Genomic DNA, 14,873 nt, shown 5'->3' with positions numbered 1-14,873 from the left:
TGACGATCCCCGGCCCGCTCAGCGGGCGTCGAGCAGTTCGTCCTCGGCGGCCGCGTCGCGGTCGCGGCGTTTCGGCGCCTTCACCGGTGCCGGCTTCCCCTCGACCTCTTCGCGGTGCTTCACGATCTCCGTGCGGATGATGTATCCGATGAAGATGAAGCCCATGATGGCGAACAGGATCCACTGGATCGCATAGGACAGGTGCGGACCCGGGTCGTCGGTGGGGGACTCGAAGCCACCCAGTGCCGTGTCGGCGGCGGGCTGCTCCTCGACCAGGCGTCCGTAGGTGCCGGTGATCACGTCGTCCCCGACGAGGTCGGCGATGGACGGGAGGTGGATCGTGGGCACCTGGCCCTCCGGAGCCCCGCGTCCGGACCCGGGAAGCGGCTCGCCGGGACGCAGGCGGACGGTCACCGTGACCTCGCCGGACGGCGGCGACGGAACGGCGTCCGGGAGCTGCCCCTCGCCCGGGGGCACCCAGCCGCGGTCGACGATGAGCACACGGCCGTCCGCGTCACGGAAAGGGACCAGCACCTCGAACGCGCTCGTTCCGCCGTGGGGACGGTTGCGGACCAGAAGCTGCTCGTCGGCGAGGTACTCGCCCTGCAGCGTGACGGGGCGCCATTCGTCTGCGGGGTCGAGCTCGTCGTCGGCGACCACGTCGGCGAGGGGGACGGCCGGCGCGTCGTAGTTCTGCTCCACGAGCGCGATCTGCTCGGCCCTGGACTCGTTCCGCTCGAACTGCCAGTTCGACAGGAAGACGCAGGCGATCGCGAAGCCGATGGCGATGAGGACGTACACGCCCCAGCGGGTCAGGCGGTTGCTCATGAGGAGGGCACCCCGTCTCGAACCGTCACCGGGAAGTCCCGCGCGGCCAGGTAGTCGTGGAGGAAGCCGACGTGCTCATCGCACGCCAGCCAGATCTTCTCGCGGTCGGCGGCGTGGATGCGCGGGTTGCGCCAGACGACCTGCTTCGTGGCCGCGCTCCGGCATCCGGCGCGCGAGCAGATGAGCTCGCTCATCGGTCCGTGCGGCCTTCGCGGATGGTGATCACGTCGGGGGCGGTCTCCGGAGCGAGCGACGGTGCGGGGGGCGCGTCGATCTCGCGCAGCGGCGACTCCGCGGCGGTCTCCGTGCTGTCGCTGCCGGCGTTGGCGAAGACGACCGCGATGTACGGGAGGACAGCGGCGGCCAGCGCGAAGACCCATGTCCACCAGCCGAAGGGCTGCACGAAGAACATCAGCCCGAAGCAGACGATGCGGATCGTCATCGTGAGGGCGTACCGGCGCACACGGTGGTCACCCTCATCCCGCGGGGACTGCGGCAGTGAGGTGACGGCCGGGACTCGACGTGCGCTCTTCACGATGGTTCCAGCCTACGCCGCCGTGGCGACATCGGCATGCCCGGGCGAGGCGTCAGCTCGCGAAGACGAACGGCAGGGTGAAGGCGCCGAAGACGACGAGGCCGATGATCGTCGACACGATGGTGAAGACCAGCACGCCGATCATGACGTAGCCGAGGATGAGCCCGGCGATCGCCATGCCGCGGCCTCCGAGACCGGGGGTGCGACGGATCTGCCCGAGCGCCATGTGACCGGTGATCACGGCCGTGATCGAGGCGAGCATCGGCACGATCGCCCAGAACAGCACGACACCGGCGATGCCGCAGACGAGGGAGGTGATCGCGAGGCCGCTGGTCGGGCGGGCAGGCGCAGCCCCATACGGCTGCGGGGCCGCGTACTGCTGAGGGGCCGAATACTGCTGAGGGGGCGAGTACTGCTGCGGCGCGGCATGCGCAGGGGGAGTCTGCGGGAATCCCGGGTACGCAGGCGAGGAGCCGGGGGCCGATGGGAGGGCCGGGGGCTGCTCACCCGACGGACCGGAGATACGGGGATCGCTCACTCTGATGCCTTTCGTCGCCCTCAGAGTCCCAGCCCGCCCCTCGTCTGTCAAACGGCCGTCGTGAAGGCGAGAGAGCAACGTCGCTAGGATCGATCACGGTTCGGATTCCCGGCCCTCGACCCCAGACCCAGGAGTGTCCCATGAGCGCGGAGCGCGTCGTCCTCGTCACCGGAGGCAACCGCGGCATCGGCCGCGCCATCGCCGAGCGCTTCGTGCGGGAGGGCTACCGGGTGGCGGTGACCGCTCGCAGCGGCGAGGGTCCGGAGGGCACCCTGACGGTGCGCGCCGACGTCACGGACGCCGCCGCTCTCGACGCGGCCTTCACCGAGGTGGAGCAGCAGCTCGGCCCGGTGGAGATCGTCGTCGCCAACGCGGGCATCACCAAGGACACCCTGCTCATGCGCATGAGCGAGGACGACTTCGACAGCGTCGTGGCGACGAACCTCGGCGGCACGTTCCGCGTCGTCAAGCGGGCCTCGAAGGGGATGCTGCGAGCGCGGTTCGGACGGGTCATCCTCATCTCCAGCGTCGTGGGCCTCTACGGCTCCGCGGGGCAGACGAACTACGCCGCCTCGAAGAGCGCGCTGGTCGGTTTCGCCCGCTCGCTCACGCGCGAGCTCGGCGGACGCGGCATCACCGCCAACGTGGTGGCACCCGGCTTCATCGAGACCGACATGACCGCGGAACTCCCCGAGGAGACGCAGAAGCAGTACAAGGCGAACATCCCCGCCGGACGTTTCGCGACGCCGGATGAGGTCGCAGGCGTCGTGACCTGGCTGGCGAGCGACGACGCCGGCTACATCTCGGGCGCCGTCATCCCGGTCGACGGCGGTCTCGGCATGGGGCACTGAGCCTGGCTCTCCGCGTCAGCGATCGATCGCGCGCACCAGGAGCTCCGCGAAACGCTCGGGCGCCGAGAACTGGGGCCAGTGCGCGGAGCCGATCCGGACGACCTCGGCGTCGTCGATCGCCCCATACTCCTCCGCGTACGGACCCCACTGGCTGATCACGGCATCGAAGGCGTCCTGATCCAGCCCTCCCATCAGCAGGGTGACCGGGATGCGGTACCGCGCCGGGTCGCTCAGAGCGAGCTCGTCCGTCGGCACCCGCGCGGGCACGCTGTGGGTGAGCGGGACGGTCCTCGTGCGGGTCTCGTCGTCCAGATCGTGCACGTCCTCGTCCGGGAAGAAGCCCCAGCCCGGGAACGGGACGACGCCGTCCTGCACCGGGAACTCGCTGATACCCGAACCCGGGGGTGGGGGCACGGTGTCGACGAAGACGACCCTGGCCACGCGGTCAGGTCGTGCGTCGGCGACGCCCCAGGCGACATTGCCTCCGCCACTGTGCCCGACGACCACCACATCGCCCTCCGCGGCATCGACGGCGGCGACCGCGGCGGAGACCCAGTCGTCGATACCGATACCCGCCGCTGCCTCCGCAGACGCGTCGAGTCCGGGCATGGTCAGCGGCCGCGGTCGATGACCGGCTCGCTCCAGCGCGGGGACCACGGCGTCCCAGCTGGTCGCGTCGAGCCAGAGGCCGGGGATGAGGATGATGTCCATGACCCGACCGTAGACCCGGCCCCGGACATCGGCCAGGGGAGCAGAGGGATGACCGTACCGAGGTCGACCGGGCCGATGACAAGGCTCGCGGACTCGCGGACGGCGGGCTTGGCGTTGAAGGCGAGGCCCAGGCCGGCGACCGCCATCATCGGGAGGTCGTTGGCGCCGTCGCCGATCGCGATGGTCGCATGCGGAGCCACGCCGAGCTCCTCCGCCCAGGTGCGCAGCCAGAAGGCCTTGGCCGCGCCGTCCACGATGTCACCGTCCACCCGGCCCGTGAGCGCGCCGTCGGCGACCTCGAGGCGGTTCGCGCGCCACCGGTCCACGCCGAGTCCCGGTGCGACCTCGTCGAGGATCTCGTGGAACCCTCCCGAGACCACGCCGACCACCCCTCCGCGCGCGTGCACAGCGGCGGTGAGGTCGCGGACCCCCGGCGTCGGCTCGATGCGTGAGCGGACCCGGGCGAAGGACTCGACGGGAACGCCCGCGAGGGCCGCCACCCGGGAGCGGAGGCTCGTCGCGAAGTCGATCTCCCCGCGCATCGCCGCTTCGGTGGCCGCCTGCACCTCGGCCCGACGCCCGGCCTCCTCTGCGAGGAGCTCGATCACCTCGTTCCGGATGAGCGTGGAATCGGCATCGAGGACGACGAGGAATCGCGCGGTGGTCACCCCCCGAGCCTAGCGACCCGGGGGACCGGAGCCCGTGCCGCATGACGCGTCAGCGTTCGATGAACACGCCCTTGCCCACGACCGTGATCCCCGACTCCGTGACCGTGAACCCGCGGGCGAGATCGCGTTCACGGTCGACTCCGACCGTCGCGCCGTCGGCGAGGACCACGTTCTTGTCGAGGATCGCGCGGTGCACGCGGGCACCCTGTCCGACGTGCACGTGATCGAACACCACGGAGTCCGTGATGGTCGAGCCGCCGCCGGCCAGGGTCCACGGCCCCACGACGCTGCGTTCGAGGTGCGTGCCGGAGAGCACCGACCCCAGCGAGACGATCGAGTCGATGGCGTTGCCGATCCGCCCCACCGAGTCGCGGACGAACTTCGCCGGCGGGGAGTTGACCGCCTGCGAGTGGATCGGCCACTCCATGTTGTAGAGGTTGAAGATCGGGAGCGTCGAGATCAGGTCCCGGTGCGCGTCGAAGAACGAGTCGATCGTCCCCACGTCGCGCCAGTAGGAGCGGTCTCGCGGCGACGACCCCGGGACCTCGTTCTGCTTCATGTCGTAGTAGCCGGCCTCGCCGCGGTCGACGAAGTACGGGACGATGTCGCCGCCCATGTCGTGGCTCGACGTGGGCAGCTCCCCGTCGGCCTCGACGGCCGCGATCAGGGCGTCGGTGTCGAAGATGTAGTTGCCCATCGAGGCCAGGACCTCGTGCGGGGAGTCCGCGAGACCCGTGGCGTCGGTCGGCTTCTCCAGGAACTGGCGGATCCGCCCGGATTCCGGGTCGGCGTCGATGACCCCGAACTGGGACGCCAGAGCGAGCGGCTGACGGATGCCGGCGACCGTCGCCTTCGCGCCGGACTCGATGTGCGCCTCGAGCATCTGCCGGAAGTCCATCCGATAGACGTGGTCGGCGCCGATCACGACGACGATGTCGGGCTTCTCGTCGTTGATCAGGTTCATGCTCTGCAGGATCGCGTCGGCGGAGCCGGAGAACCAGCGCTTGCCCAGGCGCTGCTGGGCCGGGACCGAGGTCACGTACGAATCGAGCAGGGCCGACATGCGCCAGGTCTGGGAGATGTGCCGGTCGAGGCTGTGCGACTTGTACTGCGTGAGCACGACGATCTGTCTCAGCCCGGAGTTGATGAGGTTCGAGATGGCGAAGTCGATCAGGCGGTACTGGCCGCCGAACGGGACGGCGGGTTTTGCGCGGTCGGCCGTCAGCGGCATGAGTCGCTTGCCCTCGCCGCCGGCGAGGATGATCCCGAAGACCTTCTTTGGAGCGGACATGGGTCCACCATAGATCCCGTTCGGCGCGGGGAACTAGCATCTGGACAACCCGCTCGATAGCGTCTAGGCATGCGAGTCGAGATGATCACCAAGGAGTATCCGCCGGAGATCTACGGAGGCGCGGGTGTGCACGTCGCCGAACTCGTCTCCGCACTGCGTCGGGACATCGATGTGACGGTGCGTGCGTTCGGCGCGCCGCGCGACGAGGAGGGCACCTTCGCCTACCGCGCTCCCGAGAGCCTCTCCGCCGCCAACCCGGCGCTGCAGACGCTCGGAACGGACCTGGAGATCGTGTCGGCCATCGCGGGCGCCGACGTCGTGCACAGCCATACCTGGTACGCGAACTTCGCAGGACACCTCGCCTCCCAGCTCCATGGGATCCCGCACGTGCTCACGGCGCACAGCCTCGAGCCGCTGCGGCCGTGGAAGGCCGAGCAACTCGGGGGCGGCTACGCCGTGTCGAGCGGTATCGAGAAGCTCGCCTACGAGAACGCCGCCGCGGTGATCGCGGTGAGTGCCGGCATGCGCGCGGACATCCTCCGCAGCTATCCGCAGGTCGACCCCGCGCGGGTCCGGGTGATCCACAACGGGATCGATGTGGAGCGCTGGCGTCCGGTCCAGGATCGAGCTTTCCTCTCCTCGATCGGCATGGATCCTGACCGACCCTCGGTGGTCTTCGTCGGACGCATCACGCGGCAGAAGGGTCTGCCCTACCTCCTGCAGGCGGCACGGCTGCTGCCGCCCGAGGTCCAGCTCATCCTCTGCGCCGGTGCTCCGGACACGCCGGAGATCATGGCGGAGGTCCAGGAGGGGGTGCGGCTGCTGCAGCAGACCCGAGAGGGCGTGGTGTGGATCGAGCGGATGCTGCCGCGGGACGAGCTGTCGGCGATCCTGGCCGCAGCGACCACCTTCGTCTGCCCGTCCGTCTACGAGCCGCTCGGGATCGTGAACCTCGAGGCCATGGCCTGCGGAGCGGCCGTCGTGGGAACGGCGACCGGCGGCATCCCCGAGGTCGTCGACGACGGCGTGACGGGCCGGCTGGTCCCCATCGAGCAGGTGCAGGACGGTACGGGCACACCGACCGACCCCGACCGCTTCATCGCCGATCTCGCGGCAGTCCTCACCGAGGTCGCCACGGATCCGGCGCGGGCGCGGGAGTACGGGGAGGCCGGTCGGGAGAGGGCCCGCGCGAAGTTCAGCTGGGGCGCGATCGCCGACGAGACGCGCGCGCTCTACGCAGAGCTGTCCGCCTGAGCCGATAGGCTTTCGGTATGCCGATCGCTCTGGAGTTCACCGACGTCGTCGTGCGCCGAGAGGGGCGCAACATCATCGATCACGTGACCTGGCAGGTCTCGGACGATCAGCGATGGGTGATCCTCGGGCCGAACGGTGCGGGGAAGACGACCCTGCTGCAGCTCGCCGACACGCTGATGCACCCCACCTCGGGCACGGTCACCATCCTCGGCGAGACACTCGGACGCGCCGACGTCTTCGAGATCCGTCCGCGGATCGGGTTCGCGTCGTCCGCCATGGCCAAGCGCATCCCGCGCGACGAGACGGTGCTCAACACCGTCCTGACGGCGGCGTACTCCGTGCTCGGGCGCTGGAACGAGAGCTACGAGGACATCGACGAGCGGCGTGCGCTGCGCGTGCTGGGCGACTGGCGTCTCGCGCACCTCGCCGACCGCACCTTCGGCACGCTGAGCGACGGCGAGCAGAAGCGCGTGCAGATCGCCAGGGCGGTCATGACGGACCCGGAGCTCCTGCTGCTCGACGAGCCGACGGCCTCGCTCGACCTGGGGTCGCGCGAGGAGCTGCTGGCTCTGCTCGGCGGCTATGCGTCGGCGCCGACGACGCCCGCGATGCTCATGGTGACGCATCACGTCGAGGAGATCCCCGTCGGGTTCACGCACGTGCTGCTGATCCGCGACGGTGCCGTGGTCGCCGCGGGCCCGATCGCCGAGACGCTCACCGCGGATGCCCTGGGCGAGACCTTCGGGATGCCGATCGCGCTCAGCAGCGAGGACGGGCGCTACTCCGCCCGCGCCGCCTCCTGACCTCGGTCCCCGCTGGGTTACTGAGTTCGGTTCCGATGGGTTACTGAGCTCGGTTCCGATGGGTTACTGAGCTCGTCGAAGTACTGGTAGAATGGATCCTTGGTGCGTTCGGCACCACAGACTTCCCTCGTCCCTGGCACAATCCAGGGCAGCAACAAAGGAATCCCATGAAGACTGACATTCACCCCGAGTACAAGGCTGTCGTGTTCCGCGACCTGGGTTCGGGCGAGACCTTCCTCACCCGCTCCACCGTCACGAGCGACAAGACGATCGAGCTGGACGGCGTGGAGTACCCGGTGATCGACGTCGAGATCTCGTCGGCCTCGCACCCCTTCTACACGGGCAAGCAGCGCATCATGGACTCGGCCGGCCGCGTCGAGAAGTTCAACCAGCGCTTCAAGGGCTTCGGCGGCTCCTCCAAGTAAGACCGCCCACGAAGGCCCCGTACTCCTCGGAGTTCGGGGCCTTCGTCATGCGCGGGGTGGGCGAGTCGCTCAGACGTCGATGACGATGCGTCCGCGCTCGATGCGGCCCGGCGGATCTCCGGGGGTCGGCGCCGGGGCCGTGCGCCGGGTCTGCCGGTCTCGCTCCTGGCCGGCCTCGTGCGCGGTGGGGGACCACACCGCGTCGAAGACGCCGACCAGCCCTCCGGACCCGGCCTGCTCGTACTTCTCCTCGACGGGACGACGGGAGAGGGAATGCCGGATGCCCACGAAGAACAGCACCGGCCCCGTGCCGAGCACGAGGACGATCGTGGTCCACCCGAGCAGATGCTCCATGGCCCCAGGATAGATCGCGGAGCGCGGCGGTGACATCCGTCGCGCGGCGGAGGTCAGCGGAGGCGGCGTCCGTGGGCGAGGTCGATCAACCGCTCCAGCACGGGCCCCGTCCGCAGGCCGTTGTGCTCATGCTCGCTCGTCACCCACGGGGTCACACCGGGGAGGAGGCGGGCGGTCTCCAACGAGAACTCCAGGGGCACATACACGTCGTTCACGTACACGGCGGCCGCGCCCGTCGCCCCGGAGGCGGCGAGGGCGGCGGTGTCGTAGATCCGCGGCCAGGGGTGCTCCGCCAGGATCGACGTCACCTCGCGCCAGGGCTGCAGCGCCGGGACGGTGTCGGCCCACTCGCGGCGGATGTGCTCGCCCGTGAAGAGCGTCGGGTCGTCGCGGAAGTCCGTCGGCTCGACGCGCTCGGCGGACCACCGCGTGGTGTGCCCGTTCGCATAGCTCGACTCATGGAACGCGTAGTACAGCGGGTTGCGGCCGCCGAAGGGCATGGCGTGCTGGAGGTCGTGCCGGAAGGCGTTGGACGCGGGATCCCGCTCCAGCAAGGACCAGACCGTCTGCCAGCCGTCGTCGGTGCCGAGCGCGGAGCCGACGGAGCGCAGGCGCGAAGGCGACACGACCTCGCCGTCGGGAAGGACGAGCTCACCGGCGTCCGCGAGATCGACCAGGCGTCGCATGACGTCGCGGTGCTCCGGGAAGCGCCGGTAGTACCGCTCGGAGGCCGTGCGCATCTTGTCGAAGCAGAGCGCGTACACCTCGTCCGGATCGCGCTCGACCGTGCTGAGACCGCCGGTGATGAAGACGTCGTCGAGGGAATCCGCGTGGGTGGACAGGTAGGCCAGCGTCGTGAAGCCGCCGAACGACTGACCGAGGACGCTCCAGGTCGATGCCCCCAGATGCTCCCGCAGTGCCTCGCAGTCGCGCACGATGGCATCCGCACGCAGGTGCGTCAGGTGCTCGGCGACGGCTTCGCCGCCCTGCGCGAGGTCACCGTCGCCGACGGGGGAGGAGAGGCCGGTGCCGCGCTGGTCCAGGAGCACGAGCCGATAGTGCGCGAGGGCCTGATCCAGCCACGCCGGTGCCGTGGAGGCGTGGAAGGGGCGCGGCGCCTCGTGGCCCGGCCCGCCCTGCAGGAAGACCAGATAGGGGAGGGCCTCGCCGCCCTCGCGTGCCACCACGCGGGCGAACACGTCGATCGTGCGCGTGTCTGCCGGGTCGTCCCACACGAGGGGGACCGTGAGCGTGTGGTCCTCGAGCACAAGGTCGAGCAGGCGGCGGCGGATGACAGTGGTCATGGTCACATCACATTCCCGATGTAGGAGTATTTCACGAAGACCTCGGCGGCGATGCCGGACTCGTCGAGGACTCCCTGGACGGCCGTCATCATGTAGTTCGAGTCCCAACCCATGTAAAGGAAGTGCGTGTCGTCGAGGTCGTCCCACTGCCCCTTCCACGCCTTGTCGCGGTAGATCGGTCCGCCGTGGGTCGCGCAGTAGGCCAGAGCGGCCTCGGTCGTGTCGGTCCAAGCCCGACGGAACACGCGATTGAACAGGTGCTTGACGTCGTACACCTCCCACCGCTCGCCGCGGTATTCCACGTAGTCGAACTCGCGCTCCCATCCCGCGGGCCAGCCGCGGCGGCGGACGGCGTCGAGGATCGGGGTGAGGCCGTCGTCATCGATCTCGGGCAGTGCGGGTCGTGCCCACACGCGGACGAGGTCGGCCGTCAGCGCCACCGTGCGTGCGGTGATGGCCGCCGTGCCCCAGGATTCCTGTGCGGCGAGGGCGCGGGTTGCCGGCACCGCGCTGCGTGCGTAGGCCTCATCGCGTTTGGCGGGGAAGGAAGCGCCGAACACCCGCTCCGTCAGCCCCTGCTCCAGGAGCGTGAGGTTGCCGAGGGTCGGTGCGAGGGCGCGGTGGCTGTTCTGCTCGTCCTCGGAGTATTCGCTCCAGGGGCGCACGCCGTCGCCGGACCAGGCGTCGCCGGGCACGGCGGGCGCGATGTGCTCGACGTCGAAGCCGTCCACGTCGTCGACGCCCTCGAGCCGGCCGAGCACGTAGGCCGGATACGGCACCTCGCTGTACTTGAGCACGGCGCTGACCCGCTCGTCGGAGGGGGTGATCCGCGCGATGGCACGGGCGAGGACGTCGTGTCCGTCGCGACGGGCACGACAGAGCCGGGCGATGAGTCGCTCGGCAGGGAGATTCACGAGCGCGCGGCGCAGGAACATCGCCTGCAGCCACTCGAGCGTCTCGAGGAGCTGACTCCGGTCGATGAGGCCACGCGCGTGATCGCTGTAGGCGCTCATGACCAGCGGGTACGAGGAGCGTCCGAACGTGTTCACGTACCCCAGCTGCCGCGCGATCTCCGGGTCCTGCTCCTTCGTCGGATCGAGGAGGATGCCGTAGATCTCCGCATAGTGCCGCCACGTCTCGGCGTCGGCCTGGAGGTGGGCGACGTCGACGCGCGGGAACGACTGGCGGAAGGCGCTGTACACGCCGTGCTCTCCGTTCGCCGCCACCTCCCGCCCCGTCACGAGTACGAGATAGTGGCGCCAGAACGCGCCGATCGCCTCGCCCGTGTGCTGCTCGATCGGCAGCCAGAACCGGGCTTCCACGTCCAGCTGCTCGGCATGGTTCAGCCCCATGAGGATGTAGTTGTGGATCAGCTCGTGATCCCGCAGCGGCTCACCGGTGGAGTTCAGGCTCTCGAAGATCTGCTGCGCGTTGGCCTGGGCGCCGAGCGTGATCGAGACGTGCTCCAGTCGCTGCAGCCCCTGCCAGATGAACGGCACCTCGTCGGCATGGATCTGGCTGCGGAAGAATGCGTAGTTGTCGTCGAAGCGCGACTCCCGGTCGAGGTCGTCGCGGCGATCGAGCACGACCGACTCGTAGAGATCGGCCCAGGCGTCGTGCGGACGGAGCTTCGTGCGCTCGGGATCGTCGGGGCGGACCAGCACGCGGGCCAGGTCGGCGGCGAGCTCCGGATCGCGGTCACGCACCGAGTGATGCAGCGCGGCGACGAGGAGCATGAGCGTGGTGAGGCGCTGCTGCCCGTCGATGAGGATGAGGTCGGCGTCCGGGCCGGAGCCGTCCTCGGCGGAGAGGATCGATCCGATGAAGTGGCGATGCGCGTCGTCTTCGGCGGCCACCGCCCTGACGTCGGAGAGGAGCCGCTCGCAGCCGCCGATGTCCCAGCGGTACTGCCGCTGGTAGACGGGGACGACGATGGTCGTGCGTCCCGCCGCGAGCCATTCGATCGTGTTGACTGCCGTCGCCTCGACGTTGGTCGCGGTGCTCATGCTGGTGTCTCGTCCTCCCGTAGCGACAGGCGCCACGGACGCGCCGGGTGCCCCGCCCAGTCTATTCGCTTATCCACGGCGACCCTCCGGAGGAGGGCCAGGTCCCGCTGTTAGCCTTGCCTTATCAGGGCCTGTTAAAACGTGCTGGCCCCCGATGAAAGGAACATGACTCGATCATGGGATACATCAAGTCCGCAGCGCTGGAGGAGAAGGGCTTCGTCGTCCTCGACAGCTACGACCAGGAGGCCGACCCCAAGGAGTGGCTCGACATCGAGTACGTCGACTGGAAGTCCTCGGGCGACACCCGGTTCGCGCCCCTCGCCAGCGCCTTCGGCGACATCGAGTGCAACGGCTTCTGGAACCACAAGCCGCCGCGCACCGACAAGGACGGCGTCTGGATCGACGAGCAGACCGCCAAGGCCCCGAACCTCACGCGCCGTGCGCAGGAGCCCGGCGCGAACGTCGGCCGTTGCCGCGTCATCGAGCTGCAGCCGACCCCGTACGGCGACTGCCTCTACAACCTCCACCAGGACGACAACAACCGCCTGAACCCGGACGGCACCGGCTGGGTCGTGCGCGGGTTCTTCAACCTGACGGACGACAAGGACAGCTACTTCGTCCTGCGTGAGAACCGCACGGACCCCAGCATCGAGTACCGCATCGCCCTCCCGGCCGGTGCGCAGCTCATCGTCGACACCCAGCGTCTGTGGCACGCGGCCACCCACAACGGCACCGACCCGCGCTACTGCCTCATCACCTCGTGGACCTCCGGTCCCGAGCTCGACGCCTACATCGAGAAGTACCACGGCACCGACGACGTCCCGAACGTCGAGGTCCCGCAGGACGTGCTCGAGTTCGGCTACGCCGAGCAGGCCCGCAAGGACGCCGCTCGCGCGGCCTACTACGCGGCGAAGGGCCAGCAGGTCAAGCAGGCCATGAGCGAGGCCTGAGCCTCCGCACACTGGGTCGCTGAGCGTCCCCACGGTGGGTCGCTGAGCGTCCCCACGGTGGGTCGCTGAGCTCGTCGAAGCGCCCGAAGGCCCCGGTCCGCTGACCGGGGCCTTCGTCGTCGAATCACATGCTTGTGATTTCGCGGGAACTCGGCGAGAATGGGCGCACAACCGCATACTCTCGCCACTCTGTGGTTCAGGTCGTAGGGGAAGACGCACCTGATGAAACGGAGAGATCATGGCGACGGCTTACGCACGCGGAGTGGTTTTCATCCACTCGGCGCCTCGCGCGCTCTGCCCGCACCTGGAATGGGCGGTGGGTCGCGCTATCGGGCGTGCGGTGAACTTCGACTGGACCGAGCAGCCCGTGCTGACCGGCGCGCGCCGCGCCGAGTTCTATTGGGACGGTCCCGTCGGTACCGGTGCTGCCCTCGCGACCGCGATCCGGGGCTGGGAGCACCTCCGGTTCGAGGTGACCGAGGATCCCACGCCGCGCAGTGACGGCGGTCGGTGGCTGCACACGCCCGACCTCGGCATCCACTACGCCCAGACCGATGCCGCCGGCAACATCGTCATCGGCGAGGACCGCATCCGCTACGCGATGGAGATCGCCGCGGGCAACGCCGTCGAGCTGCAGCGCGAGCTCGACATCGCCCTGGGCTCCGCCTGGGACGAGGAGCTGGAGCCCTTCCGCCACGCCAGCGACGACGCGCGCGTCGTCTGGCTCCACAAGGTCGGCTGACCGACCGGCGATACCGGGAGCGCGGAGGCGTGAGTATCGGATGCCGGTGAGTGATCCCGGAGGCTGAGAAGACGAATCCCCGCTCCGCTCGACGAAGACCCCGCCCCGGCAGACTGGGCGGGGTCTTCGTCTGCGCAGATCAGATCACGGCCGCGTGCGCGAGGTCGTCGACGGTGTTCACACCACCGCCGCGCACGTCCGCCCAGGCCTGCGCCAGGCGCGTCATCGCCTCCGCCGCGCGCTCGGGCGGGAGCGTGATCGGGACCCGGAGTCGCCGCTCCAACACCCCGCCGGTCGTGAAGCGCGGCCCGGGCGGCAGGATGAGTCCCCGTTCGCGTGCGGCGAGCGAGAGGGTCGTCGACAGGGGAGCGCCGAGATCGATCCAGGCGGAGAGCCCGCCGGGTGTCTCCGGCATCCGCATCCCCGGGATCCCGGCGATTCCCGTGGCCACGGCTTCCCGCCCGGCAGTGAGACGTCGCCGGACGTGCTGGGTCAGTGCCGAGACGTCGTCGAGCAACTCCACGGCGATGCACTGCTCGAGGAGGGCGGTGCCGAGCTCGAACGAGGGACGGACGGCCAGCAGCCGGGCGATGACCGAGCGCTCGGCGCGGATCCAGCCGATGCGCATGCCTCCCCACGCGATCTTCGACATCGATCCCACCGTGATCACGTTCGGGCCATCGGCCGCCATCGGCGCCGGTGCCCATCCTCGGTCGATGTCGAGCTCCGCCGTCGTCTCGTCGACGATCAGGTGCGTGCCGGTGTTGCGGGCCGTCGTCGCGATCCGAGACCGCTCCTCCTGCGGCAGCGTCGCTCCGGTGGGGTTGTGGAAGTCGGGGATGAGGTACGCGACGTGCGGGCGTGCGGTCAGCAGGGTGTCGGTGAGGTGCCGGGTGTCCCAGCCGTCGGTGTCGACCGGCGTCGGGAGCAGCCGGTAGCCGTGCCGGTGCAGAGCCTCGAGCGCGTGCGGGAAGGTCGGTTGCTCCACGAGGGCGCGTTCGCCCCGGCGGCCGATCGCCGTGAGGATGAGGTTGACGGCGTTCAAGGCGCCGGAGGTGATCATGATCTCGTCGGCCGAGGTCGCCGCGCCACGTTCGGTGAACCGGCGGGCCACGGCTTCTCGGAGCTCGGGAAGGCCCTGCAGCGAATAGCCGCTCGTCCCGCGCAGGGCCGCCAGCCGGGGGAGGGACCGCACGGTCGCGTCGTACAGGCCGGGGGTCGAGTCCATCGAGGCGATCGACAGGTCGATCGCCTCGTCGTCCGCGTCGGGGGCGGCGGCCGCCGGGCCGTGCGGGAGGGTCACTCTGGTGCTTCCACCATGATGCCGGGACACGTAGCCGCCGGCCTCGAGAACGCCGTAGGCGCGGGTGATGGTCGAGCGTGACCGCCGCAGCTCGAGCGCGAGGGCGCGCTCGCTCGGCAGCCGCTCGCCGACGGTGAGGCGTCCATCGAGGATGAGGGCCCTGATGCGGTCGGCCAGGCCCGACGCCGAGGCGTCGTCGATGTCCTGCGTACCGAGCTGGGTGACGAGACGGGAGGCCATGCCTCCAGCCTGCCGCAAAGTGGCCTTCCATGTGCAGACCACTTTTCGCTCAGTGGTCGGCCTCGTGACG

16 protein-coding genes and 1 pseudogene are annotated in these 14,873 nt (G+C 69.6%); 6 read left to right on the top strand and 11 right to left on the bottom strand.

Annotated elements, in window-relative coordinates:
* Window positions 1-18: 18 nt before the first annotated feature.
* The 4 genes from BLU02_RS02660 to BLU02_RS02645 are packed head-to-tail and all read right to left on the bottom strand — an operon-like array spanning window position 19 to window position 1,901.
* Window positions 19-828 (bottom strand): SURF1 family cytochrome oxidase biogenesis protein, encoded by an 810-nt coding sequence (locus tag BLU02_RS02660; RefSeq protein ID WP_060921851.1) that lies wholly within the window; start codon window positions 826-828, stop codon window positions 19-21.
* Window positions 825-1,022: a hypothetical protein gene (locus tag BLU02_RS02655; protein WP_060921850.1), complete on the bottom strand. Its 198-nt coding sequence runs from the start codon at window positions 1,020-1,022 to the stop codon at window positions 825-827. The genes BLU02_RS02660 and BLU02_RS02655 overlap by 4 nt, the downstream gene beginning before the upstream one ends.
* Window positions 1,019-1,363, bottom strand: coding sequence for a DUF3099 domain-containing protein (locus tag BLU02_RS02650; RefSeq protein WP_082750016.1), 345 nt, complete (start codon window positions 1,361-1,363; stop codon window positions 1,019-1,021). The genes BLU02_RS02655 and BLU02_RS02650 overlap by 4 nt, the downstream gene beginning before the upstream one ends.
* Window positions 1,364-1,415: 52 nt before the next feature.
* A complete protein-coding gene (locus tag BLU02_RS02645) occupies window positions 1,416-1,901 on the bottom strand; it encodes a DUF4190 domain-containing protein (protein ID WP_082750015.1) in 486 nt (161 codons plus the stop codon).
* A 140-nt stretch (window positions 1,902-2,041) separates the two neighbouring features.
* Here BLU02_RS02645 and BLU02_RS02640 point away from each other — a divergent pair, with 140 nt between their 5' ends.
* Window positions 2,042-2,752, top strand: coding sequence for a beta-ketoacyl-ACP reductase (locus BLU02_RS02640; RefSeq protein ID WP_060921849.1), 711 nt, complete (start codon window positions 2,042-2,044; stop codon window positions 2,750-2,752).
* Between the two features lie 15 nt (window positions 2,753-2,767).
* Here BLU02_RS02640 and BLU02_RS02635 read toward each other — a convergent pair whose 3' ends face one another.
* The 3 genes and pseudogenes from BLU02_RS02635 to BLU02_RS02625 form a co-directional block, all read right to left on the bottom strand.
* The gene (locus tag BLU02_RS02635) at window positions 2,768-3,463 is read right to left on the bottom strand and encodes an alpha/beta fold hydrolase (RefSeq protein WP_060921848.1); all 696 of its coding nucleotides are present in this window, start codon (window positions 3,461-3,463) and stop codon (window positions 2,768-2,770) included.
* A 35-nt stretch (window positions 3,464-3,498) separates the two neighbouring features.
* Window positions 3,499-4,131 (bottom strand): annotated as a pseudogene (serB, locus tag BLU02_RS02630) (phosphoserine phosphatase SerB); the annotation flags it as partial.
* 49 nt (window positions 4,132-4,180) lie between these two features.
* The gene (locus BLU02_RS02625) at window positions 4,181-5,422 is read right to left on the bottom strand and encodes a glucose-1-phosphate adenylyltransferase (protein WP_060921847.1); all 1,242 of its coding nucleotides are present in this window, start codon (window positions 5,420-5,422) and stop codon (window positions 4,181-4,183) included.
* A gap of 69 nt (window positions 5,423-5,491) precedes the next feature.
* Between BLU02_RS02625 and glgA the strand changes: the two genes are divergently transcribed.
* From glgA to BLU02_RS02610, 3 genes are all read left to right on the top strand, one after another.
* Window positions 5,492-6,676: a glycogen synthase gene (gene glgA / locus BLU02_RS02620; RefSeq protein ID WP_060921846.1), complete on the top strand. Its 1,185-nt coding sequence runs from the start codon at window positions 5,492-5,494 to the stop codon at window positions 6,674-6,676.
* Window positions 6,677-6,693: 17 nt separating this feature from the next.
* Complete coding sequence (locus tag BLU02_RS02615) at window positions 6,694-7,479, top strand: ABC transporter ATP-binding protein (RefSeq protein ID WP_060921845.1); 786 nt, start codon at window positions 6,694-6,696, stop codon at window positions 7,477-7,479.
* A gap of 167 nt (window positions 7,480-7,646) precedes the next feature.
* A complete protein-coding gene (locus BLU02_RS02610) occupies window positions 7,647-7,904 on the top strand; it encodes a type B 50S ribosomal protein L31 (protein ID WP_025103626.1) in 258 nt (85 codons plus the stop codon).
* Between the two features lie 69 nt (window positions 7,905-7,973).
* On the opposite strand, the gene BLU02_RS02605 is transcribed toward BLU02_RS02610, so the two are convergent.
* Genes BLU02_RS02605 through BLU02_RS02595 form a run of 3 tightly spaced genes read right to left on the bottom strand, consistent with a single transcriptional unit; the run spans window position 7,974 to window position 11,568 of the window.
* Entirely contained in the window at window positions 7,974-8,258 is a 285-nt protein-coding gene (locus tag BLU02_RS02605) for a hypothetical protein (protein ID WP_126893090.1), read from the bottom strand.
* A 53-nt stretch (window positions 8,259-8,311) separates the two neighbouring features.
* A complete protein-coding gene (locus BLU02_RS02600) occupies window positions 8,312-9,562 on the bottom strand; it encodes an alpha/beta fold hydrolase (protein WP_060921844.1) in 1,251 nt (416 codons plus the stop codon).
* A 2-nt stretch (window positions 9,563-9,564) separates the two neighbouring features.
* Window positions 9,565-11,568 carry a DUF262 domain-containing protein gene (locus tag BLU02_RS02595; protein WP_060921843.1) on the bottom strand — a complete coding sequence of 668 codons (2,004 nt, stop codon included), beginning with the start codon at window positions 11,566-11,568 and terminating at the stop codon, window positions 9,565-9,567.
* 176 nt (window positions 11,569-11,744) lie between these two features.
* On the opposite strand from BLU02_RS02595, the gene BLU02_RS02590 reads away from it, so the two are divergent.
* Both BLU02_RS02590 and BLU02_RS02585 read left to right on the top strand, forming a co-directional pair.
* Window positions 11,745-12,518: a hypothetical protein gene (locus tag BLU02_RS02590; RefSeq protein ID WP_025103622.1), complete on the top strand. Its 774-nt coding sequence runs from the start codon at window positions 11,745-11,747 to the stop codon at window positions 12,516-12,518.
* A gap of 238 nt (window positions 12,519-12,756) precedes the next feature.
* Window positions 12,757-13,260, top strand: coding sequence for a DUF3145 domain-containing protein (locus tag BLU02_RS02585; protein WP_025103621.1), 504 nt, complete (start codon window positions 12,757-12,759; stop codon window positions 13,258-13,260).
* A gap of 139 nt (window positions 13,261-13,399) precedes the next feature.
* Here BLU02_RS02585 and yczR read toward each other — a convergent pair whose 3' ends face one another.
* Window positions 13,400-14,803: a MocR-like transcription factor YczR gene (gene yczR / locus BLU02_RS02580; protein WP_060921842.1), complete on the bottom strand. Its 1,404-nt coding sequence runs from the start codon at window positions 14,801-14,803 to the stop codon at window positions 13,400-13,402.
* Window positions 14,804-14,873 lie beyond the last annotated feature (70 nt).

Source organism: Microbacterium paraoxydans (assembly GCF_900105335.1).
GTDB lineage: Bacteria > Actinomycetota > Actinomycetes > Actinomycetales > Microbacteriaceae > Microbacterium > Microbacterium paraoxydans.
The sequence above is the reverse complement of the archived record's forward strand: the minus strand, read 5'-3'. Positions and strand labels throughout refer to the sequence as shown.

What these genes read in the sequence shown, in the direction of transcription:
- BLU02_RS02660 (WP_060921851.1), bottom strand. Translation starts at nt 828, where the DNA reads ATGAGCAACCGCCTGACCCGCTGGGGCGTGTACGTCCTCATCGCCATC.
- BLU02_RS02655 (WP_060921850.1), bottom strand. Translation starts at nt 1,022, where the DNA reads ATGAGCGAGCTCATCTGCTCGCGCGCCGGATGCCGGAGCGCGGCCACG.
- BLU02_RS02640 (WP_060921849.1), top strand. Translation starts at nt 2,042, where the DNA reads ATGAGCGCGGAGCGCGTCGTCCTCGTCACCGGAGGCAACCGCGGCATC.
- BLU02_RS02635 (WP_060921848.1), bottom strand. Translation starts at nt 3,463, where the DNA reads ATGGACATCATCCTCATCCCCGGCCTCTGGCTCGACGCGACCAGCTGG.
- BLU02_RS02625 (WP_060921847.1), bottom strand. Translation starts at nt 5,422, where the DNA reads ATGTCCGCTCCAAAGAAGGTCTTCGGGATCATCCTCGCCGGCGGCGAG.
- glgA (WP_060921846.1), top strand. Translation starts at nt 5,492, where the DNA reads ATGCGAGTCGAGATGATCACCAAGGAGTATCCGCCGGAGATCTACGGA.
- BLU02_RS02615 (WP_060921845.1), top strand. Translation starts at nt 6,694, where the DNA reads ATGCCGATCGCTCTGGAGTTCACCGACGTCGTCGTGCGCCGAGAGGGG.
- BLU02_RS02610 (WP_025103626.1), top strand. Translation starts at nt 7,647, where the DNA reads ATGAAGACTGACATTCACCCCGAGTACAAGGCTGTCGTGTTCCGCGAC.
- BLU02_RS02605 (WP_126893090.1), bottom strand. Translation starts at nt 8,258, where the DNA reads ATGGAGCATCTGCTCGGGTGGACCACGATCGTCCTCGTGCTCGGCACG.
- BLU02_RS02600 (WP_060921844.1), bottom strand. Translation starts at nt 9,562, where the DNA reads ATGACCACTGTCATCCGCCGCCGCCTGCTCGACCTTGTGCTCGAGGAC.
- BLU02_RS02595 (WP_060921843.1), bottom strand. Translation starts at nt 11,568, where the DNA reads ATGAGCACCGCGACCAACGTCGAGGCGACGGCAGTCAACACGATCGAA.
- BLU02_RS02590 (WP_025103622.1), top strand. Translation starts at nt 11,745, where the DNA reads ATGGGATACATCAAGTCCGCAGCGCTGGAGGAGAAGGGCTTCGTCGTC.
- BLU02_RS02585 (WP_025103621.1), top strand. Translation starts at nt 12,757, where the DNA reads ATGGCGACGGCTTACGCACGCGGAGTGGTTTTCATCCACTCGGCGCCT.
- yczR (WP_060921842.1), bottom strand. Translation starts at nt 14,803, where the DNA reads ATGGCCTCCCGTCTCGTCACCCAGCTCGGTACGCAGGACATCGACGAC.